Origin of the sequence: Sulfurovum sp. AR, assembly GCF_000296775.1 — a bacterium.
GTDB classification, from domain to species: domain Bacteria; phylum Campylobacterota; class Campylobacteria; order Campylobacterales; family Sulfurovaceae; genus Sulfurovum; species Sulfurovum xiamenensis.
In genome coordinates this window covers 12,633-38,513 of record NZ_AJLE01000007.1, presented here as the reverse complement: position 1 = coordinate 38,513, position 25,881 = coordinate 12,633, and the positions used below count along the sequence as shown (strand labels likewise).

The 25,881-nt window shown below is 39.9% G+C and carries 26 protein-coding genes and 1 tRNA gene; 16 read left to right on the top strand and 11 right to left on the bottom strand.

Features of this window, described 5'->3' with window-relative positions; translation table 11 throughout:
- Nucleotides 1–2: 2 nt before the first annotated feature.
- The gene (locus tag SULAR_RS07490) at nt 3–695 is read left to right on the top strand and encodes a triose-phosphate isomerase (protein WP_008244651.1); all 693 of its coding nucleotides are present in this window, start codon (nt 3–5) and stop codon (nt 693–695) included.
- A gap of 61 nt (nt 696–756) precedes the next feature.
- Here SULAR_RS07490 and nusA read toward each other — a convergent pair whose 3' ends face one another.
- Nucleotides 757–1,920 (bottom strand): transcription termination factor NusA, encoded by a 1,164-nt coding sequence (nusA, locus tag SULAR_RS07485; protein ID WP_008244648.1) that lies wholly within the window; start codon nt 1,918–1,920, stop codon nt 757–759.
- A 199-nt stretch (nt 1,921–2,119) separates the two neighbouring features.
- Between nusA and SULAR_RS07480 the strand changes: the two genes are divergently transcribed.
- The 4 genes from SULAR_RS07480 (at nt 2,120) to SULAR_RS07465 (ending at nt 5,219) form a co-directional block, all read left to right on the top strand.
- Nucleotides 2,120–2,359: an HP0268 family nuclease gene (locus SULAR_RS07480; protein WP_008244647.1), complete on the top strand. Its 240-nt coding sequence runs from the start codon at nt 2,120–2,122 to the stop codon at nt 2,357–2,359.
- Nucleotides 2,360–2,442: 83 nt separating this feature from the next.
- A complete protein-coding gene (gene miaB / locus SULAR_RS07475; RefSeq protein ID WP_008244645.1) occupies nt 2,443–3,741 on the top strand; it encodes a tRNA (N6-isopentenyl adenosine(37)-C2)-methylthiotransferase MiaB in 1,299 nt (432 codons plus the stop codon).
- A gap of 8 nt (nt 3,742–3,749) precedes the next feature.
- Entirely contained in the window at nt 3,750–4,373 is a 624-nt protein-coding gene (locus tag SULAR_RS07470; RefSeq protein WP_008244643.1) for a lysophospholipid acyltransferase family protein, read from the top strand.
- 3 nt (nt 4,374–4,376) lie between these two features.
- The gene (locus SULAR_RS07465) at nt 4,377–5,219 is read left to right on the top strand and encodes a tyrosine-type recombinase/integrase (RefSeq protein ID WP_008244641.1); all 843 of its coding nucleotides are present in this window, start codon (nt 4,377–4,379) and stop codon (nt 5,217–5,219) included.
- Here SULAR_RS07465 and tilS read toward each other — a convergent pair.
- From tilS to mraY, 6 genes are all read right to left on the bottom strand, one after another.
- The gene (tilS, locus tag SULAR_RS07460; protein ID WP_008244639.1) at nt 5,216–6,196 is read right to left on the bottom strand and encodes a tRNA lysidine(34) synthetase TilS; all 981 of its coding nucleotides are present in this window, start codon (nt 6,194–6,196) and stop codon (nt 5,216–5,218) included. The two genes, SULAR_RS07465 and tilS, sit on opposite strands and share 4 nt — an antisense overlap.
- An 8-nt stretch (nt 6,197–6,204) precedes the next feature.
- Entirely contained in the window at nt 6,205–7,518 is a 1,314-nt protein-coding gene (rimO, locus tag SULAR_RS07455) for a 30S ribosomal protein S12 methylthiotransferase RimO (RefSeq protein ID WP_008244638.1), read from the bottom strand.
- 152 nt (nt 7,519–7,670) lie between these two features.
- Nucleotides 7,671–8,927 carry a hypothetical protein gene (locus SULAR_RS07450; protein WP_008244636.1) on the bottom strand — a complete coding sequence of 419 codons (1,257 nt, stop codon included), beginning with the start codon at nt 8,925–8,927 and terminating at the stop codon, nt 7,671–7,673.
- A 258-nt stretch (nt 8,928–9,185) separates the two neighbouring features.
- Nucleotides 9,186–9,261, bottom strand: a tRNA-Phe gene (locus tag SULAR_RS07445).
- A gap of 83 nt (nt 9,262–9,344) precedes the next feature.
- Nucleotides 9,345–10,562 (bottom strand): UDP-N-acetylmuramoyl-L-alanine--D-glutamate ligase, encoded by a 1,218-nt coding sequence (gene murD / locus SULAR_RS07440; RefSeq protein ID WP_008244634.1) that lies wholly within the window; start codon nt 10,560–10,562, stop codon nt 9,345–9,347.
- A complete protein-coding gene (gene mraY / locus SULAR_RS07435; RefSeq protein ID WP_008244633.1) occupies nt 10,562–11,620 on the bottom strand; it encodes a phospho-N-acetylmuramoyl-pentapeptide-transferase in 1,059 nt (352 codons plus the stop codon). Before mraY ends, murD begins: the two co-directional genes overlap by 1 nt.
- 88 nt (nt 11,621–11,708) lie before the next feature.
- Between mraY and gpmI the strand changes: the two genes are divergently transcribed.
- Nucleotides 11,709–13,187 (top strand): 2,3-bisphosphoglycerate-independent phosphoglycerate mutase, encoded by a 1,479-nt coding sequence (gene gpmI, locus SULAR_RS07430; protein WP_008244631.1) that lies wholly within the window; start codon nt 11,709–11,711, stop codon nt 13,185–13,187.
- A gap of 14 nt (nt 13,188–13,201) precedes the next feature.
- Here the strand turns inward: gpmI and SULAR_RS07425 are convergent, their stop codons facing one another.
- A complete protein-coding gene (locus SULAR_RS07425; RefSeq protein WP_008244629.1) occupies nt 13,202–13,540 on the bottom strand; it encodes a hypothetical protein in 339 nt (112 codons plus the stop codon).
- 73 nt (nt 13,541–13,613) lie between these two features.
- Between SULAR_RS07425 and fabG the strand changes: the two genes are divergently transcribed.
- On the top strand, nt 13,614–14,357 hold the full coding sequence (gene fabG / locus SULAR_RS07420) for a 3-oxoacyl-ACP reductase FabG (RefSeq protein WP_008244628.1): 744 nt from the start codon (nt 13,614–13,616) through the stop codon (nt 14,355–14,357).
- Nucleotides 14,358–14,372: 15 nt separating this feature from the next.
- Here fabG and SULAR_RS07415 read toward each other — a convergent pair whose 3' ends face one another.
- Nucleotides 14,373–15,029 carry a small multi-drug export protein gene (locus SULAR_RS07415; protein ID WP_008244626.1) on the bottom strand — a complete coding sequence of 219 codons (657 nt, stop codon included), beginning with the start codon at nt 15,027–15,029 and terminating at the stop codon, nt 14,373–14,375.
- A gap of 110 nt (nt 15,030–15,139) precedes the next feature.
- Here SULAR_RS07415 and SULAR_RS07410 point away from each other — a divergent pair, with 110 nt between their 5' ends.
- From SULAR_RS07410 to SULAR_RS07370, 9 genes are all read left to right on the top strand, one after another.
- The gene (locus SULAR_RS07410) at nt 15,140–15,793 is read left to right on the top strand and encodes a response regulator transcription factor (RefSeq protein ID WP_008244625.1); all 654 of its coding nucleotides are present in this window, start codon (nt 15,140–15,142) and stop codon (nt 15,791–15,793) included.
- Entirely contained in the window at nt 15,790–16,629 is an 840-nt protein-coding gene (locus SULAR_RS07405) for a HAMP domain-containing sensor histidine kinase (RefSeq protein ID WP_008244624.1), read from the top strand. Before SULAR_RS07410 ends, SULAR_RS07405 begins: the two co-directional genes overlap by 4 nt.
- Before the next feature lie 95 nt (nt 16,630–16,724).
- Nucleotides 16,725–17,438, top strand: coding sequence for a DUF2202 domain-containing protein (locus SULAR_RS07400; protein WP_008244623.1), 714 nt, complete (start codon nt 16,725–16,727; stop codon nt 17,436–17,438).
- A gap of 276 nt (nt 17,439–17,714) precedes the next feature.
- Nucleotides 17,715–18,401 carry an energy transducer TonB gene (locus tag SULAR_RS07395; RefSeq protein ID WP_188084892.1) on the top strand — a complete coding sequence of 229 codons (687 nt, stop codon included), beginning with the start codon at nt 17,715–17,717 and terminating at the stop codon, nt 18,399–18,401.
- A gap of 60 nt (nt 18,402–18,461) precedes the next feature.
- On the top strand, nt 18,462–20,477 hold the full coding sequence (locus SULAR_RS07390; RefSeq protein ID WP_008244621.1) for a TonB-dependent receptor: 2,016 nt from the start codon (nt 18,462–18,464) through the stop codon (nt 20,475–20,477).
- A 159-nt stretch (nt 20,478–20,636) separates the two neighbouring features.
- Complete coding sequence (gene acpP / locus SULAR_RS07385) at nt 20,637–20,864, top strand: acyl carrier protein (protein ID WP_008244620.1); 228 nt, start codon at nt 20,637–20,639, stop codon at nt 20,862–20,864.
- A 92-nt stretch (nt 20,865–20,956) separates the two neighbouring features.
- Complete coding sequence (locus SULAR_RS07380; RefSeq protein WP_008244614.1) at nt 20,957–22,174, top strand: beta-ketoacyl-ACP synthase II; 1,218 nt, start codon at nt 20,957–20,959, stop codon at nt 22,172–22,174.
- Nucleotides 22,175–22,184: 10 nt separating this feature from the next.
- Entirely contained in the window at nt 22,185–23,120 is a 936-nt protein-coding gene (gene accA / locus SULAR_RS07375; RefSeq protein WP_008244613.1) for an acetyl-CoA carboxylase carboxyl transferase subunit alpha, read from the top strand.
- 16 nt (nt 23,121–23,136) lie between these two features.
- Nucleotides 23,137–23,751, top strand: coding sequence for a DedA family protein (locus SULAR_RS07370; RefSeq protein ID WP_008244612.1), 615 nt, complete (start codon nt 23,137–23,139; stop codon nt 23,749–23,751).
- Here the strand turns inward: SULAR_RS07370 and dbpA are convergent.
- Nucleotides 23,748–25,109, bottom strand: coding sequence for an ATP-dependent RNA helicase DbpA (dbpA, locus tag SULAR_RS07365; RefSeq protein ID WP_008244611.1), 1,362 nt, complete (start codon nt 25,107–25,109; stop codon nt 23,748–23,750). The two genes, SULAR_RS07370 and dbpA, sit on opposite strands and share 4 nt — an antisense overlap.
- Before the next feature lies 1 nt (nt 25,110).
- A complete protein-coding gene (locus tag SULAR_RS10935; RefSeq protein ID WP_008244610.1) occupies nt 25,111–25,833 on the bottom strand; it encodes a hypothetical protein in 723 nt (240 codons plus the stop codon).
- Nucleotides 25,834–25,881: the final 48 nt, after the last annotated feature.

Sequence of the window (25,881 nt, the reverse complement as noted above, 5' to 3'; positions counted from 1 at the left end):
GATTGATTTTTGCAGCAAATTTTAAAACGAATCATACCAGAGCATCAACGGAAAAATACATTGAAGTATTGAATGAAAAGTTGCTTGCAAAAAAACCCGAAGACCAAGTCTATATCTTCCCCCCTGCAACAGCCTTAGGCAAGTATGAAGGTGATTTTACGATTGGTGCACAAAATGCCTATCCGACACAAAACGGTGCATATACCGGAGAAATAGGTACAGAGCAGCTTGAGGAATTTGGTATCAAAACCATACTCATCGGACACAGTGAAAGACGAGAACATTTAGGTGAGTCTCAAGATAAAGTAGCCCAAAAATTTACATTTTTTAAAGAGCAGGGATATGAAATACTCTACTGTATCGGTGAACCGCTTGAGATAAGAGAAAAGGGTGATGAAGCTGTGATGGAGTATCTGTTGGCACAGTTTGACGGTATTGATATCAGCTATAAAGATCTTATTGTTGCTTATGAACCTATCTGGGCGATAGGAACAGGAAGATCTGCCACGGTTGAAGAGATAGCTTCTACCCATCAAGCGTTAAAGCAAACCGTACAAAAACCATTACTCTACGGAGGCAGTGTCAAGCCAGCAAATATTCAAGAGATCACTGCAATTCGTGGTGTGGATGGTGTTTTGGTTGGATCTGCGTCTTTGGATGTGGAGAGTTTTGCTACGATGATAGGCGAGAAGTAAAATAAAGTACGACTTGTCGCATTAAAAAGTGAGTTAACGACTCACTTTTTACGCATCTCTTTTATCTAAAGAGATCTTCGAGTGCTGATGTATCAGTTGTTTTTGTCGCTTCTGCAGTTTCTGAACTGTCTACTTGTCTTTCTGTGACCCCTTCAATTTCGTTCAACTCTATCGTATATCCTGTAAGCATCGAGGCTAGACGGATATTAATTCCAGATTTACCGATCGCTTTTGCTTTTTGATCGCTTGTAATATTGACCACTGCTTTTTTCGCATCTGCATCTACTTTGATACTTTGTGAAATAGCAGGACTCAATGCACGTGTAATGAAAACTTCAGGGATCGGAGAAAATTCGATACAGTCGATATTTTCACCATTAAGCTCTTGGCTTACTGCATTGATACGTACCCCTTTGACACCCACAGCTGCACCGATAGGATCAACATTCATCTGCTCTGTCTTCAGTGCTATTTTTGCTCTTTCTCCCGGGATTCTTGCTGCAGCAACGATCTCCACTACACCATCATCGATCTCTGGAACTTCATTGGCCATAAGTGCTTCCAGGAATTTAGGTGAAGTTCTTGTCAGCTCCAGGAAAAGACCATGATCCGGGTCAACACTGACATATCTGAGAAGTGCACGGATGGAGTCTCCACGCTTAAACTTCTCACCTTTGATACGGTTTCTCTGTGTAAGAATACCTTTAAGTTCACCGATCTCAACATGCGTGTTGTCATCTGCATCCACACGGTTAACGGTACCTAACATGACTGTACCTACTTGTTCTTTGTATTTTTCAAACAAGTCCTGTTCTATACGTCTTTGTACATGATACTCCAGTTCTCTGAAAAGATTTGCTGAAGCTGTACGTCCGTGCTCTTCCAGGATAAATTCCTCTTTTAACTGGTCTCCAATCTCTAAAGAGTCATCAAACTCTTGTGCATCGGATAGGGCAATGAAACTGTCAGACTCGATTTCTTGCTTGTTTCCCTCTTTCCCGACTTCTACATAAAGTTGTTCATCATCATCAGCTACAACGGTGATGACCTTATAGATAGAATATTTTTTTGTATCATTGTCAATGATCACTTCAAAGGTACTTGTAAAATTTGTAAGTTTCTTAGCTGTATTGATCAAAGCTTCTTTAAAGGCTTCTATCGCATGCTCTTTGGAGATATTTTTTTCATGTGCGATCGCTTCAATGATGTCTAATATTTTTTCCATGATTTTTCCTATTTATAAATGTTTTTTCTAATCAATACAATATACCGCTACAAGAGGTAACATAACAGTGTCAATAACGTCTTGGGAGGTGTTGTTTTTGAAGTTGATTATTATAGCTAACCTAAGCTTTACAGAAAATAAAGTATAATTGTTATATAAATCGGAAGAATAAATAATATAATTTAAAAGGTACCCATCGATGAAACTGAAACTTGCTAGAACAACACTTAAAGCGAAGCCGAAAACGATTGAGTTGCAAAAAATAGAAGACGAGCTAGCGAATAGATCTATCTTTTATTTTGATAAAGATAACTCGCATAAAGAGCTGAAAGAGTTAATTGAATATTTTGAAGAAAAAGGGTTCTCTGTATATATGAGAGAAGTCAAGTACGGGCTGGATGATAATGAATATATCTACGAAGTACACATTATTGCATAAGACTGCTTCTCAGGTAGGCTTGGCGTAAGCATAGTTTTTGGGCTTTAGTCCAGAAAACTACACCATTAAAGAAGAGATAACATTTGAGTAAAAAATTATTTATAGAAACACTTGGTTGTGCGATGAACGTTCGTGATAGTGAACATATGATCGCAGAATTGAACCAAAAAGAATCCTACGAAATCACTGAAAATCTAGAAGATGCTGACCTTATTATCATTAATACCTGTTCTGTCAGAGAGAAGCCTGTAGCAAAACTCTTTTCAGAGATCGGTGTCTTCAACAAACACAAAAAACCCTCTGCAAAAATAGGTGTGACAGGATGTACCGCTTCTCATTTAGGCGATGAGATCATCAAACGTGCACCTTCTGTAGACTTTGTACTGGGTGCAAGAAATGTCTCGAAGATCACTGAAGTGGTCCATAAAAAGCATGCTGTAGAGGTCAGTACAGATTTTGATGAAAGTACCTATGCTTTTGGTGAGTACAGAAGCAACCCTTACAAGGCGATGGTCAATATCTCCATAGGATGTGATAAATCCTGTACCTTCTGTATCGTACCTGCAACTCGTGGAGAAGAGATTTCCATTCCTTCTGATCTCATTGTCCAGGAGATCACCAAAGCAGTGGCTTCCGGTGCAAAGGAAGTGATGCTCCTTGGACAGAATGTCAATAACTACGGAAGACGGTTCGGTTCCTCCGAAGAGAGCTGTGATTTTACGCAGTTGTTACAAAAGATCTCTAAGATAGAAGGGTTAGAGCGTATACGATTTACCTCTCCTCACCCTTTACATATGGATGATACTTTTATTCAGGAGTTTGCTTCTAATCCTAAGATATGTAAACAGATACATGTGCCTTTGCAAAGCGGATCTACTTCACTATTGAAAGCAATGAAAAGAGGATATACCAAAGAGAATTTCCTGAACCGTTGTGAAAAGATCCGTACACTGTGTCCTGAAGCAACCATCTCTACAGATATTATCGTTGGATTCCCGGGTGAAAGCGATGCAGACTTTGAAGATACGATGGATGTACTGGAAAAAGTACGTTTTGAGCAGATGTTCTCATTCAAGTATTCTCCTCGTCCGCATACTGAAGCAGCAGAGTTTGATAACCAGATAGACAGCGATGTAGCAGGAGAGAGGTTGACACGACTTCAGGCAAGACATACAGAGATCCTGGATGAGATCATGGATGCACAGTTAGGTACGGTACATCAGGTCTATTTTGATGAACTCAAGCCTAACGGAAGGGTTTCTGGACGTTCGGATGACGGTAAACTCTTTTTTGTTCAGGGAAGTGAAGAGCTTTTAGGTAAAATAGTAGATGTCAAAGTGACGAAAACCTCTCGGGGTGCTCTTGATGGAGTGCTTGTTTAGGAAAGCCAATGTTTAAAACACTCTCAAGAAGCATTGCTCAAGTCTTACTCCCCCCGCTGGGCTATCTTCTGATGCGTTTTTATTGGTTGACCTCTAAAAAAAACTTTCATGTTATAGGTGAGATCACACAGGAACAGTCTATTGTCGTCTGTTGGCACGGTGAACTGCTGATGTCTCCCCAAGCCTATCGCTATTTTCATAAAAAACAGTTGGCTTCAGGGATCATCTCAAGGCATTTTGATGGCGAGATGATCGCAAGGATATTGATGTATTTTTCTATAGCACCTTTGCGAGGATCCAGCAGTCGGGGAGCCAAACAGGTACTCTTAGAAGCGTTTAGAGCACTTAAAAAAGGGGATGATCTTCTGGTCACCCCTGATGGACCCAGAGGCCCACGCCACAGTATCAGTGATGGTGCGATAGCCTTGGCACACAAGGCAAAAGCACCAGTATTGATAGTGAATTATATACCTAAAGCGTATTGGCAACTTGGCAGTTGGGATAAATTTGTCATTCCCAAACCTTTCACTACCATCGATTTCTATTTGGAAAATGTTTCTTTGGAAGGGATGGAAATGGATGAAGCCAGAACATTTTTACGTGAAAAAATGTTGGCACATACGGTACATTAAAAGATGAAATCTAAACTTCAAGAGGCATCTGAGGAGTTTTTGAATTATCTGTTTGATGTCAGAGGTTATTCTGAAACGTCTATCGTGACGTATGAGATCGCTTTAAGGCAGATGCTCGAAGAGAGCCATGTGTATGAAGAAGATGGCGTCACTGTACTGGATATCACCCCTTTTCGTTTCAAGATCGTTAAAAATCATAAAAAGACCATCGTCAAAAAACTCTCAGCGGTACATTCATTTACAAAATACCTCGAAGATCAGTGTCATATGAATATCAAACTTATTGGGGATGAGTCGATAAAGGTACCTAAAAGCCTCCCTAAGCCCATTGAAGAGAACTACATTGAAGAAGTATTGAGTCGTGCCAATCTAGAGGAGAAATTGCTTATTTCTATGCTGTATGGATTGGGATTGCGTATCTCTGAACTGAGTAGTCTTAAACTTGAAGATATCAATAAGGGCTGGATACAGATCCATGGGAAAGGAAACAAGGTAAGAGAGTTGCCTCTATTGGAGAGTTTGCAGGCACTCATCACTCTATATATCAAGAGCAGATCTCCTAAAAAGTATCTGTTTGAAAAAGGAAATTCACATATGAACGCTGCACAGTTACGTTATATGCTTACAAAACTTTTCAAGGCACAAGGTCTGAAAGTAACACCGCATCAACTGCGACACTCTTTTGCCACCCATCTGCTCAATAATGGTGCACGTATCGCAGATGTAAGTGAACTGTTAGGGCATGGAACGATGGCAACTACACAGGTTTATACAAAGCTTGGAAGCGTGAAAAAAATGCAAGAGTATATGAAAGCGCATCCTTTGGCAGATGCAAAAGATCACTAGTTGAAAACAAGTTCTGAAGGATCAATATGTTCCTTGAAAAGGTAGGGCCTGATCTTACCTGGTACGTTTAACACCCTGCATAGTTCTTTAAATTTCTTTGGCATATCAGTAGTGAGATAAGGGGCAACAAAGAGCAGGTCATCTTGTTGTACTATACTCCAAGCTCCACCTATGACCAAAGAGGGTTCTTTTTCGATCTCTTGACGCTGTTTCGCCGAGAGGAGATAGCCGAGTTTTTTGAGGGTGATATCCGCTGCTTTGACCTTGGCAGATGGAGTATGTAGTTTGACAATGTGTAGCAGTTTGTTATTGTAGAGCGTTTCAAATCCGCTTTCAAGTACCTCTTTGTCTTTTCTCAAGTATTCCATACTGCGTTTGATGCCTTCTTTGTATTCAGCAATCAGTGCATCGGAGAAGTGTTTTCTGAATTTATTGCGCTCATAGGTTTCATCCGCATTGCTCTCATCAATGAAATAGGGATGTCCATTGGTTTGAAGGTAATGCAGCAACTCTTGTTTGCTGTAGGCGAGCAGCGGACGTATGAGGGCATAGTGTCTCTTCTTTGTCACAGGTTCAAGGCCCAGCAGTTCACTTAAGCCTGCTCCTTTACTAAGTCGCATAAGCAGCCACTCCAACTGGTCATTGAGCTGATGTGCTGTAATGAGGGTATCGTATCCCTCTATGGTAATAAGGGACTCAAAAAATTCATAGCGAAAGTCTCTAGCCTGTTTTTCAAAATGGCTGTGAAATGATGGAGCTTTAATGCTGTGACAGTAGAGTTTATGTTTTTTAGCAAGGGCTTTTGCATGCATCTCTTCTTCATCACTTGCTTCGCGTGTACCATAATTGACTATGGCAATATCGAACTTTATATGGTTCTCTAAGAGTAAAAAGAAGAGTGCAGAGGAGTCCACACCCCCAGAAAAAGCCAATAAATTCTTTTTCTCTTTGAGGTGTGAGAGGTCGAGTGTAAACATAAGCTTGTTTAGAGTGCCTTGATCAATGTAGCAAGCAGCTGGGTACCCACTAACTCTGTGACTCTTGCCTCATATCTTTTTCCATACTCCACAGGTAGATCAGAAGTATCATTGATGAGTATCTCTCCATCGATATCCACGGCCCAGATAAGCGGTCTAGCTGAAAGCAGGTACTCGTGTTCATCACTTTCCCCATCTATAGCAACAGTGACTGTTTGACCTACCATCTTTTCAAGTGACTTGAGCGTACTCTTCTCTGCTATCTCTCCAAGAATTTGTGCTCTTTGGTCAATGGTCTCTTCGTCGACCTGATCCATGGTGTAGGCAGCGGTTGTCTCTTCATTAGAATAGTGGAAGGTGTTAAATCTGTCGAATTCGAAGGTTTCCATGAAGTCACATAGGCGATTAAAACTCTCTTCACTTTCGCCAGGGTGTCCTGCGATCACAGAGGTACGTAAAAAAGCACCGGGTTTACTTTTCATGTACTCAAGCAATTCGATGGTCTTCTTCTCTCCAAAGCCGCGTTTCATAGTTTTGAGCATTCCATCATCGATATGCTGAATAGGCATATCATAATAGGTTTGGAATACCTCAGAGTCCGCGATGGCATCAACAAGTGCAAATGTCGTTGTACTAGGGTAGAGGTATAGTATACGTGCAGATTGTACACCTTCTATGGCTTCTACACCTTTGATGAGTTCTACCAGTCCATCTTTTAGACCCATGTCACGTCCGTAGCTGGAACTGTCCTGTGAAATGAAAGAGAAGTCATAAAAGCCTTGGGATACAAGGTTTTCTACCTCTTTGACGATAGAAGAGAGCGAGCGTGAGTGCAGCTTTCCTTTAAAACTTGGAATAGCACAGAAAGAACAGGCTTGATTGCACCCCTCTGCTATCTTGATGTAGGCATGGTAGTTGGAACCGGTGATGACCCTTCCGGATGTTTCCGTAGCAAGGTAGACCTCCGGAGAAAAGGTACTCTGTTTGGAAGCGATGAGTTCATCGATCTTCTCATAGTCACCCACACCTGTAAAGATGTCTATCTCTGGCATATCTGCCTGAAGTTCTTCTTTGTAGCGCTCGCTTAGACATCCGCTCATTACCAGGATGGAGTTCTCTTTACGCTCGTCATGGAGGTTCAGTACAGTGTTAATGCTCTCTTCTTTAGCCGCATCGATGAAGCCGCAAGTGTTCACGATGATGACATCGGCCTCGGTATTGTCATCGGTGATCTCATACTCTTTTAGACGACCGAGCATCACTTCGCTGTCGACAAGGTTTTTGGTACAGCCGAGGCTGACCAAGTGTAATTTTTTATTCATACATATCTCATTTGTGTTTTAAACTTTTTCAGCATTATAGCAAAAAGAGAGGATAAATGTATAAGAGAGAAAAAATGTAAAAATTTGGAAAGAAAAAAAGAAAGGATAGAGCCAGGCAAAAGCCTGAACCCTAAAGTTGTTAAGAGTGATTCTTAGAAGTTATATCTAGCAACAAAACGTACAAGATTTTCTGCATTTATATCTGCAGCACCTGCAGGTACATCTGTATCCATATTTACATATGAAGCAGCTATATTAACATTCTCAAATACATTTGTTGTATAAGTAAGGTCAAACTCATTGTAGTCTAAATTAGCAGCTGAATTATCAGATGTCATACCATATGCAGCAGCAAAGTTACCACCAAGTGCGTCCATATCTGCTCTAACTACCCATGTATCATTATCAGAAGCAATAGCTCCTTCATTGATGATCATTTGAGTATAAAGTACTGTTTGTTGACCACCAATGTTAAATACACCTAGATCCCCATCATTTACAGTTGAGTATGCAACTGAAGCATTGATCATACCAAAGTCATAACCTGCTTGCGCACCAAATGCAGTTGTGTCCTCAGGATTAACTGCAATAGCATCACCCATTACAGAACCACCTTGAAGTGCTACATTCACACCAGCAACAGTAAATCTTGCATCACCCCAAAGGATATCCATATCTTCTGTTTCAGTTTGTAAATGATCAGCACCATGATACCATGTACCAGTCAATGTTAGACCCTCAAATGATTTGTTTTGAGCAGTTAACATATGTACACCAGCAGTCTTATCGTTATTAACATGGTTGAAGTCAGACATATTAGTACCATAACCGTTTTGGTTTGCACCATATACAAATGCATATACCAAAGTAGTATCTGTAATATCAGTATTTACAACTGTCACTGCATCATACGTATTTTTAAATACGTTCCAGTTTTCAGAGTGAGCAAATGGAGAAAGTGCTTTTGGAAGTGTTTGACGACCTGCTTTGATACCTGTGTTACCAAATCCGTAAGTCAAGTAAGCTTCTGAGATCCACCCACCATCAGTGATATCATCAACATCATTCCCAGCTACGTTATTACCTGCACCTTGCATAACACCATCAACCATGAAGTTTTCTAAGTTAAGCGTTGAAACTCCGTTTACTGCAACACCTGCACCGATTCCTGCGAAAACATCGCTGTTTGTAGCTCTAAGCTCAATACCAGCAGTTGCTAGAGATGATTCTTGATCAAATACATCTGATGTATTGTAATCATTTGATTGGTAGTAAACTACTGCATTTCCACTGAATTCCCATGCAGACGCCGCTGCTGGTGCTTCTACTACTGGCTCAACTGGAGCGATATCTCCACCCGCCATGATCATTGTTGACGCTACTACTGAAAGTAATAATGTTTTTTTCATTGTAATCTCCTTGAATTTGTTTGAATACAGCACAAGTATAACCTAAATTCTTGAATAATGTCAATAAAATTAATAAATAGTTAACAAAAAGTTAATAATTGTATAGAAGCCCCGTGTATACGTATGGTTTAGAGGGTTTCATATAGGAAATAATCTACAGAAGGAAGCTTATTTTAAATGATTTTTAAGCAAATGTACAGATTTTTAAAGATTTTAGTTAATGATTTTAATATTTTTTGGGTGATTATTGAAGGTTAATGGTGGCGCCAGACGGAATCGAACCGCCGACACAAGGATTTTCAATCCTTTGCTCTACCAACTGAGCTATGGAGCCAACTTAAAGACGGGATGTCTGTTTAAGTGGATAGAATTATAACAGCTGAAACTTAAAAATCGACACATAAAATAAAAAATAAATTATTTTTTTAATTCTTTTACCAATGCCATAAAAGTTTCACCTCTGTGTTTATAAGATTTGAACTGATCAAAACTGGCTGCAGCAGGAGATAAAAGAGCAACACTCTCTTGTGTATGCACATTGTCTATCTGATTTACAGCATTCTGTATGGTTAGTGATTCTATAGCCTTCACATGGTATCTCTTGGCAAGGGTTAAAAGTCTGTCAGCATTTGCCCCTATAGTATATAGTGTAAGGTTAAGCGGTTCCATGACTTCAAAAAGAGGGGTCAGATCTACACCTTTGTCATCTCCGCCCAGGATGAGATGGATGTGTTTGTCGGCATAGCCTTTGACAGCCTGTATCGTAGCATCAAGATTGGTTGCTTTGGAGTCGTTGACCCAGAGTCTTCCTTTTGCGTCTTTGAACTCTTCTTGTCTATGGGCATCCAGTATAAATGCATTCATCAAGTCATAATCTGCTTCATCAAACAGTACTTTGGTCACGGCAAGTGCAAGGAGCGCATCCTGCAAAAATGCACCTTTGAAGCGCAACTGGCTACTATCCAGCCCAAAATATGCTTCAATAAATGCATTGCTGTCGTACTCAACGACATAGGCATGGGTCTTTGGAAGGTTCAACCCTTTGGGTACCAGTGCCAGTTCCCCCTCTTTCATAGTGAGCAGAGGTCTGAGTTTGTCTGCCTCGTATGCTTCAGGTGTTTCGTGCCAGTCTAAATGATCCGGCGTGATAGGAAGCAGAAGATAAATGTCCGGTGAGGCTGTCTTGGTGTGATGAAGCGCAAAGGAAGAGCTTTCCAGTACCCAGATAGGGGCATTGGGATCGAGCTCTGCCAAAGGTGTACCGATATTCCCTCCACTGAGTGCACCACGTTTGGCCAAGAGGTGGGTCAGCATTTGCGTGGTCGTTGTTTTACCGTTGGTCCCTGATATCCAGATGCTAAAAGGCATCTCTTTTTCAAAGTAATCATATTCGCTGAGCAGGTTTTTGGCAGATCTGATCAGTGGGTGATCAGGTTTCAGGCTAGGGGTAGTGACTTCCAAAAGACTTTTTTCGGGATCAAAAAGAGCAGAAGGGAGTATGTGATTACCTGCTTCGTCCGTATAGGCTTCTGTGACATTGTCATCAAAAAAAGTACAACCGCCGCCTAGTTTTTTTGCGATCGCTTTGGTAGTAAGACCATATCCAAAGAGTGTGGGTTTTGTCTGTTTCATCATTATCTGAACTTAAATGAGATGAGTGCAAGGATGTTTGCAATGAAAGAGATCATCCAAAAACGGATGATGATCTTATTTTCTGCCCATTTTTTGAGTTCAAAATGGTGGTGAATGGGAGCCATAAGGAAGACACGTTTTCCACGCAGTTTGAAACTTCCTACCTGCAGTATGACAGAGACAGTTTCAATAACAAAGATAAGACCTATAAGAATAAGCAGGATCTCACTTTTCCCTAAAATGGCAAGATAGGCCAGAAAACCACCGATCGCAAGGCTGCCGGTATCTCCCATGAAGATCTCCGCAGGGTAGCAGTTGTACCATAAGAAACCGAACAGACCACCGATCAGTGCGGCAGCAAGTATCATCACTTCCCCTACACCTTTGATGTTCGGGACCAGTAGATACTCACTGAAGATGGCATGACCTGTCACATAGATGATCAGGCCGAGTGAAACCAATGCAATGATAGAGGGTACCGTTGCCAGTCCATCAAGCCCATCGGTAAGATTGACCGCATTGGTCGTAGCCAAAAACACAAGTACCCAAAAAGGGATGGCTGCATACCCTAGATCAAATAGAGGTGTTTTGAGAAAGGGTACATAGAACTCTGTTGGAAACCCTCCGTAGAGAAGCAGCCCTGTGGAAACTGCTGCAACGATGATCTGTAATCCCATCTTTCCTCTGGGTGTAAGGCCTTCCAGGTTGTCCCCTGCAAGTACTTTTCCCAGGTCATCTTTAAACCCAACGAAACCAAAACCAATGAGCGTGATTAGGCCGCCCAGTATATAGATATTGGATAGGTCTACAGTAAGTAAGGCAGCAATGAGTGTAGAGACCAGGAATATTGCACCCCCCATGGTTGGTGTATGACGTTTCCCTTCATGTGCAGGCACATATTTGCTGATGGGTTGATTTGCTTTTTTTGAGATAGCCCAGGCAAGGTATTTTGGCATGATAAAGAGTGTCAGTATAAAAGCGAGAAAAAATGCAACGCCTGCACGTACTGAGATGTATCCGAATAGATTAATATCTAAGAGTTGGGAGAGTTCGTATAGCATGGGCGACTTTCGTTTAAAATTTTGTATTAAAGATTTAAGAAAGTTTATTTTACTATTATTTCAATTAAATACTACGAAAAGAAAAAATATGAGACAAAAAACAGTTTTAATCATCACCGATGGTATCGGGTGTAAACCTGACAGTACGTGTAATGCATTTAAGGATGCGACTAAACCTACCTATGACACACTTTTTGAAACAGCACCAAGAGCACTTATCTCTACACATGGTTTGAGCGTAGGGCTGCCTGAAGGACAGATGGGGAACTCTGAAGTAGGACATATGACCATAGGATCTGGTCGTATTTTGTACCAGGATCTGGTAAAGATCTCTTTGGCACTTGAAAATGGAAGTATAGAAAAAAACCAAGCGCTCAATGATATTTTGGAGAAGAGTGACCGTGTACATTTGATAGGTTTGCTGAGTGATGGAGGCGTACACTCACATATCGAACATACGATCGGTTTGGCAAAACTTGCAAAAAGCAGAGGGAAAAAAGTCTTTTTACATTTGATCACGGATGGGAGAGATGTGAGTCCTACTTCGGCGAAAACCTATGTGGATCAAATACAAGAGATCTGCGATGAAGATATCTCTATTGCAACTATAGGCGGTCGTTTCTTTACGATGGACCGTGATAACCGTTGGGAGAGAGTGGAAAAAGGGTATCGTGCTATTGCTGAGGCCACACCGTTAACCTCATTGAGCCCGGAAGCGTATATTGATGCGAGTTATGCAAAGAATGAAACCGATGAGTTTATGGAACCTGTTGCCTTTGGATCGTATGGAGGGATGGAAGAGGATGATGTGGTACTTATCACGAACTTCCGTTCAGACAGAGTACGTGAGATCACAACAGCTTTGGGAGATGCACATTTTGATGAGTTTGCATGCAAGGCTACACCCCTTAATATCGCAACGATGACAAAATATGATGCAACTTTCCCTTATCCGATACTCTTTCCTAAAGAGACACCGAAGCATACTTTGGCAGAAGTGGTCAGTGATGCAGGGCTGAGACAGCTTCACACGGCAGAAACAGAAAAGTATGCACATGTTACGTTCTTTTTGAATGGCGGTGTGGAAGAGCCCATGATAGGAGAGAGTAGGGTACTCATCCCAAGCCCTGATGTGAAGACCTATGATATGAAACCGGAGATGTCTGCAACAGAGGTGGGTGAAGCCGTACGAACGGCGATGGATGAATCCTATGATCTTATCGTAGTGAATTTTGCCAATGGAGATATGGTAGGTCATACGGGTAACTATGAAGCAGCACTTAAAGCGGTAAATGCAGTTGACACGGAACTTGGCTTAATACTCGATAAAGCAAAAGAGGATGGGTATGCGGTGGTACTTACTTCTGATCATGGAAACTGTGAGGAGATGAAAGACAGTGAAGGACATGTACTAACCAACCATACGGTAGGTGAAGTATGGTGTTTTGTCATCGCTGAAGGCGTCACAGAAGTAAAAGAGGGATGTGGATTGAATAATGTTGCACCTACAGTACTGAAACTGATGGGGTTGGATATACCTGAAGAGATGGATGCACCGCTGATCTAAGACAGATTTTTAGATCAGCAGGAGAAAAGTGCCTTTTTGATCTTTTCAAATTCTTCATAATCATTTGGTGTGATCGTATCTGAGTAGATAATATGATTCAGTTGCTCGAGGATATGCATTTTGCTGAGTTTGTCATCACATAAAGCCTCATTGATGATAGCAATATGCTCATCAAGGTCATACTCTTCTTGCAAGGTTTCTTTTAAAAAGGTTTTTGCTTCTTCAGGACCACAACCAAAATCAATTTCCATCAGTTTACAGAAAAGCGGTGTTTCTTTTTCGATATCTCTATCATCAATTTTGATGATATGAGCAAGTAAGGTAGCTACTGATTTTTTAATTTTATTTTCCATGCATCTGTCCTTTCTGCAATTGTACCATAAAAACATGGTACAATTTTATCAAAAGTATAAAAAAAGGGTCAAAATGAAATTTACAGGTCACAATGTTTTAGTCACAGGAGCAAGCAGAGGGATAGGTGCAGAGATAGCGAAAAGGCTTGCAACTTTCGGTTTGAAAGTTTGGATTAATTATCGTTCCGGAGAGGCTGAAGCAAATGCTGTAAAAGCAGGGATAGAAGCTGAAGGCGGTAGAGCTGAAGTGATAGGATTTGACGTAAGTGATGATGAAGCTTTTGTAGCGGGGATAAAAAGCATTGTTGATGCAGACGGTGAACTTGCATATCTTGTGAATAATGCAGGTATTACTAAAGATAAACTGGCGATGCGTATGAAAACGGAAGAGTTCATGGATGTGATCAATGCAAACTTAACATCGACCTTTATAGGGTGTCGTGAAGCGCTCAAAGTGATGGGGAAAAAGCGTTTTGGTTCTGTGGTAAATATCTCTTCCATCGTAGGTGAAACAGGAAATGCCGGGCAAACGAATTATTCGGCAAGTAAAGGCGGAACGATCGCAATGACAAAAAGTTTTGCGATCGAGGCAGCACCTAGGAATATCCGTTACAATACGATCACTCCGGGTTTCATCGCGACAGAGATGACAGATGTGCTTAAAGATGAGGTCAAAGATGCATTCACAGCCAAGATACCGATGGGTCGATTCGGTGAACCTAAAGAGGTCGCTGAAGCCGTGGCATTTTTGCTCTCTGATCACTCTTCTTACATTACAGGTGAGACACTTAAAGTCAATGGCGGGATGTTTATGTAATATCCAAGAAAAATTTCAACGAAAATTTTTCTTAACAAAATACCACAACAGTAATACAGCGACAGCTATGAACAGACCTATCATAAGTATGTCACTGTATGCAACCAGTTCTTCTTCAAAATTCTTGATCAAATAGATCCATATATTGATCGCCACAAAGGTACTTGTAAGTACAATAGTCAAAGTCACGCGATGTCTAAATCCGATCAGAAATCCGACAAAACTTCCTGCCACCGGACCTGTCATGGCAAAAGGTGTCAATACAAATAAAATAAGCCCAATGATCCCATAACGTTTAATAAGGGGCTCATATTTATGGGCATTTATTTTAGAGCGTTCCAGGTATCGGCTAAGGGGAGGGTATGAGAGGAAGTCAAGCTTGTTCCAACTGAATACGAAAAGCGGATATAAAATGAGAACCATGATCGTTTCAATGAAAAAGTTGAAGAGCACAAGAAACGTCGTGTTCATCTGTGAAGCTACACCTATAGAGAGTCCTGCCATTCGTCCAAATATAACATTCGTGACCGTGATACTGAGTAATTCTTGAAAATAATCTGAATAAAAAATAGCACAAAGTAAAACAAGAATGAAGTAGCCGCCTAATAACATAAGTCCAAGCAGCAAGATCTGCCCCTCTTTATGTTTTAAAAATGATTGATCGAGTTTCAATAATTTACCTTCCATCTGGGTTTGAAATCAAAGTATAGCATGAAATTGGATTAGCATGTAAATAACTTTGAGGTATAATCATAGATGAAATATCCAAGCAAAGGAAAGTATTGGCACGGATACTGGTATTAGAAGATGATAAACTGTTCAATGAAACCCTGGAAGACTTTTTGGAAGAAGAGGGACATGTTCTACACTGTGCCCTAGATCCCTATAGTGCACTTGATCTCACCTATGAGCATATTTTTGATCTCTATCTTTTTGATGTCAATCTGCCGTATGAAAATGGTTTTGAACTTTTAGAAAAATTACGTCAAAGCGGAGATGAAACCCCTTGTATCTTTATTACCTCCAGAGAAGATAAAGCATCGCTCAAAGAGGGGTTTGAAAAAGGAGGAGATGATTACATCCAGAAGCCTGTCGACCTGGATGAACTTTTCCTGCGAATACAGGCAGTGTTGCGTAGACAGGTACGCAGTCAGATCGTACAGATAGGAGCGTATCAGTTCGATATATTGACAAAGACTTTGTATCAAAATGGTCAGGTACTGGAGTTGAGTATGAAAGGAAGTGAACTTCTTCTCACTTTGTTAGAAGGTCAGGGACGCGTGGTCCCTTTAGATCAAATCAAAGAACGTCTTTGGAGTGCTTCAGAGGAAGCCAGTGATGGTGCCTTGAGAGTCTATATCGCACAACTTAAAAAATATTTCCCTACGCAGATACAGAATGTACGCGGAGTAGGGTACCAGATGAGCATTAAATGAGAAAAGAGATTATTGTTGGTACGGTCATCTACTTTGTGACTATGTTCACGCTGCTGACTGCCGTGTATCGTTTTTTAGGGAATTGGAATATCATTGAGATTAATTTTTTTATAGCAGGTGCTTTGGTTCTACTCGTAGCCATAGGATGGGGATATGTGCTCTCTACACTTATTTTTGCACCTAAAAAACAGATGGAAGATACGCTGACTTCTCTTACCAATGATATTATTCATGAACTTAACATTCCGCTCTCTACGATCAAAGCCAATACATCCATGTTAAAAAAAACCATGGAAGATGAAAAATCCTTAAAGCGTATCAAACGTATAGAAGATGCCAGTGTAAGACTCAAAAAACTCTATGATGAGTTGGTCTATAGTATTCATAAAGAGATGCATACGATAGAAAAAGAACGTTTTGATCTTCAATCATTAATTGAAGATAGGATCGAAGTATTCAAAGATCAGAGACGGAATCCGTTTGAACTCAGTCTGGAACAGTATGAGGTAGAAGTAGATAAAATAGGTTTTGAACAGATGTTTGACAACATTGTTTCCAATGCAATGAAGTATTCTTCCAAGGATGCACCGATACATGTGACACTGCATAACCATATATTAAGTGTGGAAGATCAGGGTGTGGGTATGGGAAGTACAGAACTTTTACGTGTGCATGAACGTTATTATCAGGCAGATGATAGAAAAGACGGGGAAGGCATAGGACTTGCGTTGGTTAAAGCATATTGTGATGAAGAGGGTATAGAGATCCATTTCAAGTCGGAAAAAGGTGTTGGTACTACGGTGAGTTTAAACATGGAGAAAGTTCACACCGCTTAACAATATAAATTCATATTATTTTTATTATAAATTTCACACTTACTTAACACTTCTCTACTATGATATTAGAAATATAAAGAGAAGGAGAGTGTACATTGAAAAAAAATAGTTTATTCAAAAGTGTGTTGGTTGGTGGTCTAGTGTTGAGTATCATGGGATGTGGTGGTGGATCTTCCAGTGTGGTTGAATCCTCTTCAATACCTACTGAGGTAGAAATTGCGCTTGATGCACCTGTTGCAAAACTGTCTCAAGAATTAACTAATACACTTGCGTATATGGGAAATGAAGAAAGATTAGCATATGATGTCTACAATGCTTTGTATGATCAATATGGTACAGAACAGTTTACAAAAATTGCAAGTAATGGAGAATATCAGCATATTGCTGTGGTACAAGAGCTTATTCAAAAATATAAATTGAGTGATGATGTGAATTTTACCAATGTGGATTTGGAACCTTTAGGATATATGAACACACCCATAGAAGAGATGAATGCGGGAACCTATGATATTTCAGCGATACAAACACTCTATGAGAATCTTGTTGCACAGGGTTCTCCATCAGAAATAGATGCGCTTAAAGTTGGATGTATTATTGAAGTAGTAGATGTGAATGATTTGAACCGAGATATTGCATTAGCAGAGTCTGAAAATGCAACAGATATTGTTACAGTATTCAGTTTCTTGCGCGATGGTAGCTATAACCATTACTGGTCATTTGACAAAGGGCTGAAAAATCAAGGTATTGCTGATGGATGTTGTTCACTCGGTACTGAATATTGTCATCCTGAGTATCCAAATACAAAGTAATGCAAAATATTTATTTAGCTTAACACTAAATTAACACTTCTTCGTCATAATTCTTTTACGTCGAAATAAGTGGAACATAGAAGGTGTCTTGTATGGATGACCCCCCTCATTACATACAAACTCCTTCTGTTCTTTTTAACACTTCCTTAACGTTTTTCCGTCATAATACATCCCAAAAAAGACTCTTCTATGCTAAATATGTTAAAACATCGCCATTTTATCTCTTATTTTAGCACTTCACTTATATACCTTTTCATGATAAGTTTGTTTTTTTATATGGAAGATCGTTATCTTGTCTCAACACAAAAAACAGAAGAGAAAACGACGCAGCTATGCTTATGTTCTTTTCAAGCTGAAGCTGTTGCTTCCGTAGAACAGGTGGAAAAGGAGGAGATAAAAGAAGAAAAAGTGATAGAGAAACCTATCGTTAAAGAAGAACCTGTTGTCGAAGAAAAGCCTGTTGTTGAACCTGAGATCATTAAAGAACTTGTTCCTGAGGAGGAGCCTGAAGTCAAAGAGGAACCTACGCATGAACCTGTAGTGCAAAAAGTAATACCTAAACCGGTTGTAAAAGAGGTTAAGAAAAAACCAAAACCTAAAGCGAAGACAAGAACGAGTAAGAAAATCGCCAAGAAAAAACAGAGGAGACAAAAAGCTTCTTCACGAAGAGCAAACATCACTCTTGCACAGAAAAATCAATTTCTTGCAAGTATCAGGGATAAAATAAACAAGCACAAATCATATCCACGTATTGCACAAAGAAGAGGCATGCAGGGTACGATCAAGATTGAATTTACTATTTTGAGCAATGGACAAGTGGGAAATATCTCTGTAAGCGGGCCTAAAGTGTTCCATAGTTCTGCACGTAATGCTGTAAAAAGTGCGTTTCCTATAGATACCAAAAATGCACCTATTTCGCTACCAAAAAGTATTACCATCAAACTTCTCTATCAAATCAGATAGATTTAACACTTAATTAACACAACTATGACACCATAACTCAAATTAAGTGAGGAGAGTTATATGAAAAAGGGAATTTACCTCTCTTTGGTATGTTCAGTGTGTTTGAATGCTGCCGAAGTTGAGTTAGAATCGATAAACGTAGCCACAAAAGTAGATACAGAAGTGGTTAAAGATGTAAGTGGAGAAGACATTAAGTCAGCCGATTTGGGAGAAGCACTTTTTAAACAGTCAGCAAGTGTTTCACTTGTAAGAAGATCGGGTGTCGCAAATGATATTATCTTAAGAGGACAGAAAAAAGACAATATCAATATTACAATAGACGGCGCAAAAGTCTATGGTGCATGTCCAAACAGAATGGATCCGCCAGTCTCTCATGTATTGACAAACAATGTAGATTATATTGAGATCAATGAAGGTCCATTCAATGTAGAAGAGTTTGGTTCACTCAGTGGAGATGTAAAGATCCATACAGTGAAACCAGAAGAAGAGTTTGCAGGTGAATTGAACGTAGGTTTAGGATCTTGGGGCTACCAAAAAGGTGCATTTTCACTTAGTGGGGGTATCACAGACAATGTAAGAGTTTTACTTTCTGGTTCAACTGAGAAAAGTGAACAGTATGAAGATGGTGACGGTAACGATTTTGCAGAGCAGATGGAAGAGGCAGGAGTTTCTAATATGACACGTTATCAGCCAGCATACAAGGATATGGACGCTTATACGAAAAAGACATTTATGGCGAAACTTTTCTGGGATATCACAGATAATCAAGAGTTAAGATTGAGCTATACAGCAAATAGAAGTGATGATGTATTGTACCCATCTTCTGGAATGGATGCCCTTTATGATGATTCAGATATTTATAATATCGAGTATATTGCAAAGGATTTAGGTACTTATTCTAAAGAGTTAAACCTTAAACTCTTTCAATCAGAAGTGGATCATCCAATGTCAAATAAATATAGAAACTCTGCTAATAATATGGAAACGACACATGCACTTACAACGAAGATGCAGGGAGCAAAACTTAAGAACAGTTTTGATGTAGATAATCATACTATTACTGCAGGGTTAGACTATAGCATACGTAATTGGGATGGAGCATATATAGGAATGGGGTCTTGGTCTGGTACAAAGAGTATTGATGATGTAGATACTAAAAATTATGCATTTTTCCTTAAAGATGAGATTAAAATGGATAAATTGACACTAGATATTGGGCTAAGATATGATGATACGAAGATCACTTCTCAGAATCCTAATACTACACAACAGCCAGATAATGACTATAATGAACTTAATGGTTATATATTTGGAACGTATCAAGCGAATGAAAGTACTCAATATTTTGCCGGATTTGGTAAATCATCAAGAGTACCTGATGCAAGAGAGTTGTATTTTATTCAGATGATGATGATGAGTATGCCACCTTCCTTCCCAATGGTTGGTACCTCAGATTTGGAAAATACCGTTAATTATGAGTTTGATCTAGGTGTTGAAAAGAAGTATGAAAATGCTACGATCAAAGCAAAAGCATTCTATTCGAAACTAGATGATTTTATTGCCTATAATGCAAACAACATGATGCATTCATTTGAAAATGTAGACGCGACTATCTATGGTTTTGATTTAAGTGGAACATATGTTGCAACAGATGCACTCTACTTTGATTATGGAATGTCTTACCAAAGAGGTGAAAAAGAAAATGCCCTAAGTGGACAATCAGATACAGATATGCCTGAGATCCCACCATTTAAGCTTAACTTGGCAGTAAACTATGACTATGATGATAGTTTGGCATTGAGAGCAGAAATAGTCGCATCTGATGAATGGTCAGATTTTGATTCAGACAATGGTGAACAAGAATTAGATGGGTATGCCGTACTTAATCTAAAGGGAACAAAACAATTTGGTAAAAACTTTGAACTTACCGTAGGTATTGACAATGTATTTGATGAGACTTATGCAGTATCAAACACTTATAAAGATTTGACTTTACTTACTGCAGGTGGTGGCGATGTAATGCTTCTTAATGAGCCTGGACGTTATTTTTATACAAATATAAAATATAAATTCTAATCTAATACTACGGGAAGAGATGTTTCTTTCTCTTCCCACTACCTCATTAAAAAATCAACTTTAGGATAGTACAAACACCTATTTGATGAAACGTATAAGCTTTTTATACTTTTTTTGTTATAATTACCCGTATTTTTAACAAACTTAAGGAGAAAGTCAATGGCATTATTTGATGATGTAAAAGAAGTAGTTGTTGAGCAACTAAATGTGAGCCCAGATGAGGTGAAAGAGGAATCTAAATTCGTAGAAGATCTTGGGGCTGATAGTCTTGATGTTGTTGAGTTGGTAATGGCACTTGAAGAGAAATTCGATATCGAAATCCCTGATGACCAAGCAGAGGCAATTGCAACTGTAGCTGACGCTATCAAATTTATCGAAAACGTATAAGTTAAGTTCCCTTCGGGGGATTTGATAAAATAGATATGAGTATTTCAAAAAATATTCATATATATTTTATATAAAATGGAATAGGAGAGCCAGTGAAAAGAGTTGTAGTGACAGGTTTAGGGATGATAAATTCTCTAGGGCTAGATAAAGAAAGTGCATTTTCTGCAATCTTAGAAGGGAAATGTGGTATCAAAACTATCGAGACGTTCGATACAGAAAAGCATGCTGTCAGTATCGCTGGTGAAATTACAGACTTTGATCCACTCACTGTGCTTGATGCAAAAGAGGCAAAGAAAGCGGATAGATTTATACAACTTGGCCTTAAAGCTGCGTTGGAAGCTATGGAAGATGCTAAACTTCCAGAAGATGTAGATATGGAGAGATTCGGTGTGGCTTCTGCTTCAGGGATTGGTGGATTACCAAATATCGAAAAGAACTCAGTCGTATGTGCAACAAAAGGACCAAGAAGGATCTCTCCGTTCTTCATCCCATCTTCTTTGGTGAATATGCTGGGTGGTTTTATCTCTATCTATCAAGGACTTAAAGGTCCAAACCTTTCATCTGTGACTGCATGTGCTGCAGGTACACATGCTATCGGTGAGGCTGCAAAATCTATCATGGTCGGTACGGCAGATAAAATGTTGGTCGTGGGTGCAGAATCTGCTATCTGTGAAGTGGGTATCGGTGGATTCGCTGCAATGAAAGCACTCTCTACAAGAAATGATGATCCTCAAACTGCCTCTAGACCATTCGACAGTGGTCGTGACGGTTTTGTAATGGGTGAAGGTGCCGCTGCATTGGTATTAGAGACGTATGAAGATGCGGTTGCAAGAGGTGCAACGATTTATGGTGAACTGATCGGATTTGGTGAAAGCGGTGATGCAAACCATATCACTACACCAACGATGGATGGGCCTCTCAGAGCGATGAAGGGTGCGTATAAGATGGCAGGTGAGCCAAAAGTAGACTATGTCAATGCGCATGGTACGTCAACACCGATCAATGACAAAAATGAAACTGCAGCACTTAAAGAGTTGTTTGGGGGGAAAGAGAACTGTCCTCCGGTAAGTTCTATCAAAGGTCAAGTGGGTCACTGTCTTGGTGCAGCAGGTGCCATTGAAGCAGTCGTATCTCTTATGGCAATGAGAGATGGGGTACTTCCTCCGACGATCAATTATACAACGCCAGATGAAAACTGTGATTTGGATTATGTACCTAATGAAGCTAGAAAAGCAGATATCAATATTGTTATGAGTAATTCATTTGGTTTTGGTGGAACAAACGGCGTAGTTATCTTTAAGAAGATATAAGGGTATATGCATGGCAACTTATTTAGACTTTGAGAGCAAGATTGAATCGATACAAGAAGAGCTTGTATCGGCACAAGCCATAGAAAATATCGAGGCTGTAAATAAGTATCAAACTGAACTGGACAAAGAAGTACACAAGACGTATGGTTCACTGAGTGACTTTCAAAAACTTCAGCTTGCCCGCCACCCGGATAGACCTTATGCTTTGGATTACATCAGACTTTTGATGGATGATGCGTATGAAATTCACGGTGATCGCGCCTTTAGAGATGATCCGGCTATTTTATGTTATATTGGTTGGATCAATGGACAGAAGACGATGCTTATCGGTGAACAAAAGGGACGTGGCGTTAAAAACAAGATCAAAAGAAACTTTGGTATGCCAAATCCTGAAGGCTATAGAAAAGCACTACGTGCAGTAAAAATGGCAGAAAAATTTGACATTCCTGTATTGATGCTGATAGACACTCCGGGTGCATACCCTGGTCTTGGAGCAGAAGAGAGAGGTCAGAGTGAGGCTATCGCTAAAAACCTGTTTGAATTTGCTTCTGTGAAAGTACCTATGGTTTCTGTTGTGATAGGTGAAGGTGGTTCAGGTGGAGCACTTGCCATCGGTGTTGCTGATAAACTTGCTATGATGCGGTACTCTGTATTTGCCGTTATTTCACCTGAAGGGTGTTCTGCGATCTTATGGAATGACCCGAGCAAAGTAGAAGCTGCGACGAAAGCACTGAAGATCACACCAACAGATCTACTTGAACACAATTTGGTAGATGATGTACTGGATGAGCCTCTTATAGGTGCACATCGTGATAAAGAAACCGCAGCAGAGGTACTTAAAAAGTATTTCCTAGAGAATGTACAAGCACTGAAAGAACTTTCTGTAGATGAAATGCTTGATCAGCGGTATAAAAGACTTACAGCTGTTGGCGCATATAGCGAATAGTGACTAATACCTTTTTATGATACACGAGATTGCCCAAACCATTGTAAGTTACATTGGTGATATGGGGTACTGGGGTATCTTCCTTCTTATGTTCCTTGAGAGCACTTTTTTCCCTTTTCCCAGTGAAATTGTTATGATACCTGCAGGATATTTGGCATTTAAAGGTGAAATGAACCTGTATATGGTAGTTTTAGCGGGTATAGTGGGTTCTGTAGCAGGAGCACTTTTTAATTATTATCTGGCGATGCATTTTGGAAGAAAGTTCATTTTACGTTATGGAAGATACTTTTTTATTAAAGAAGAAACGTTAGATAAACTCGAAGCCTTTTTTACTAAACATGGAGAACTCTCCACTTTCAACGGTAGACTCATTCCAGGTATACGGCAACTCATCTCTCTGCCTGCAGGACTTGCACGTATGAATATGGCTAAATTTGCTTTTTATTCCGGATTCGGTGCAGGAATATGGGTGATCGTTTTAGTGGCCTTAGGGTACCTACTGGGCTCAAATGAAGCACTTATCTCTGAGTATCTTCATTCTGCCACATTGATCGCACTATTTTGTGTCATATTGATCACACTTTTCTATATCGTGAGACACAAAAGAAGACAAAAGATATTGGAAGATTAGTTCAATATCCAGGTGATATATCTCTTCTTTTTGATCGGTGTTTTCTTTAATGCTTTCAATACTTTGTCTGTGACAGTATGATGTAGCGCAACATACGACTTTGTGTCTGTAATATTTATCTTTCCTATCATTTTAGGGTCAATACCTATCTCTTTACATAAAGTACCGAGTATATCTCCTGCACGAAGCTTGGTTTTTTTACCGCCGTTAATGCAAAGTGTATCATACTCAGAGAGCATCTTAAAAGTTGCATCTACACGTAACTCTTTCATCTCTGCTGTACGTGCAGCAGAGGTAATGTAAGCGCATTTTTCACTCTCACTTGGACCATAGAGCGAGATGGCTGTACCTTTGGCATCTGCGCGTCCTGTACGTCCAATGCGGTGGGTGTAGACTTCTTGGTCAAAGGGCAGATCATAATTGATGACCAGTTCGATGTCTTTGATATCCAAACCTCTTGAAGCAACATCTGTGGCCACCATAATGCGTTTGGACCCATTGGAAAAAGCGATCACAGATTCGTTACGGTCTTTTTGTTCAAGGTCACCATGGATGTCTATCACAGAATGCCCTTTTTGATGTAATATATCAGTGAGAGAAACGACTTCTGCCTTAGTATTACAGAAAATAAGGAGTGACTCTGGTTTATAGGATTGGATCAGGGTAGTAAGTGTCTTCAATTTATCAGATGTCTCATAGACTATCTCAGCTATATTATCGCCCTCTTGAACCGTGTCTACTTTGATGGTCATGGGCTGTTTCAATAGTGCTTTGGCGAGTTTTTCTATTTTCTCCGGGAATGTTGCTGAGAAGAGCAGGGTCTGTTTTGTGTGTGGCATGTTGGACCCTATCTTGATTATCTCATCATAAAAGCCCATATCCAGCATACGATCTGCTTCATCGAGTACAAGTGTTTTGACAGTGTCAAGGATCAGTGTCCCTTTCGCCAAGTGGTCTTGTATCCGTCCGGGTGTACCGATGAGGATATGTGCCCCTTTGGCGAGTGATTCGGCTTGTGCACGAAGTGGCACACCACCATAGAGAGTCAGTATTTTGAGGTTGGATTTGTAGGCTGCAACTTTTCTCAGTTCCACCGCTACTTGATCGGAGAGTTCACGTGTTGGGGTAATGATAAGGGTCTGAGGTTTATAGTTATTGGTATCTGTCTGTATTACACAGGGCAAGCCAAAGGCTAATGTCTTCCCGGAACCTGTCTTGGATTGCGCTAAAATGTCTCTACCTTCCAGGATAGGACTGATAGCCTTTTCCTGTATTTCGGTCATCGTAGTGAAATCCAGTATATCCAGTGTCTCTAGAAGCGCTTCCGGGAATGCTTCTATACTTTTAAACGTAGCCATATTATTTCACCTTAAATGTAGCATCCTGGATCAGGACTTTATAGAAGTAACCATATCCAAAATCTTTGTTGACAATAACTTTACCTGTGGCAATGACCTTGTCTCCAGCTTTTATACTGGTTGAAGCAGCTGTGAATACCAGGTCATCGGTAAGTTTTTTCTCATTACCTGTACCATCGCCCATGTGCACCCAGTCACGTTTCATGATTTGATGAGAGACTTTAAAGACAGTACCTTCTAAAGAGATGATCTGACCTTCCAGACTTTTTCTCCACATATGTACCTCTTCAACCGTATAAGAGTCTTTTTTCACAAAGGGCTTTGCAGGTTTTTCCTCATCTTCGGGTGACATACCTCTTCTCATACCTTTGTGGGGATCTTGATGGCCTAATCCCAGCATCTCTTTCATACTTTTAGGTCTTTGTACTTTTTGAGGAAGATAAACATCTGAGGCGAAGATGATCTCTTTAAATGTTTTCCCCAGTGATTTACTCTTAAAGTCATGCATTACAGTTCTCTTGTCATAGCCGATCCTATCACCTAAAACAACTGGTGCATTTGCTATGGCGACCCAATGTTTAGTACCATTTTCATCTACTTTAAGGTATTTGTATCCCATAGCACTTTGTACTTCTAATACTTTTCCATAGTAGATAGCTTGAGGTCCTACGGCTTGAGTTGCTGTAAAGAGGGTGATAAGAAGTATAAATGTTAATAATTTCATGGGTATTCCTATAGATTGTTTCAAGAGAGTATAGGGTAAGATAATTCA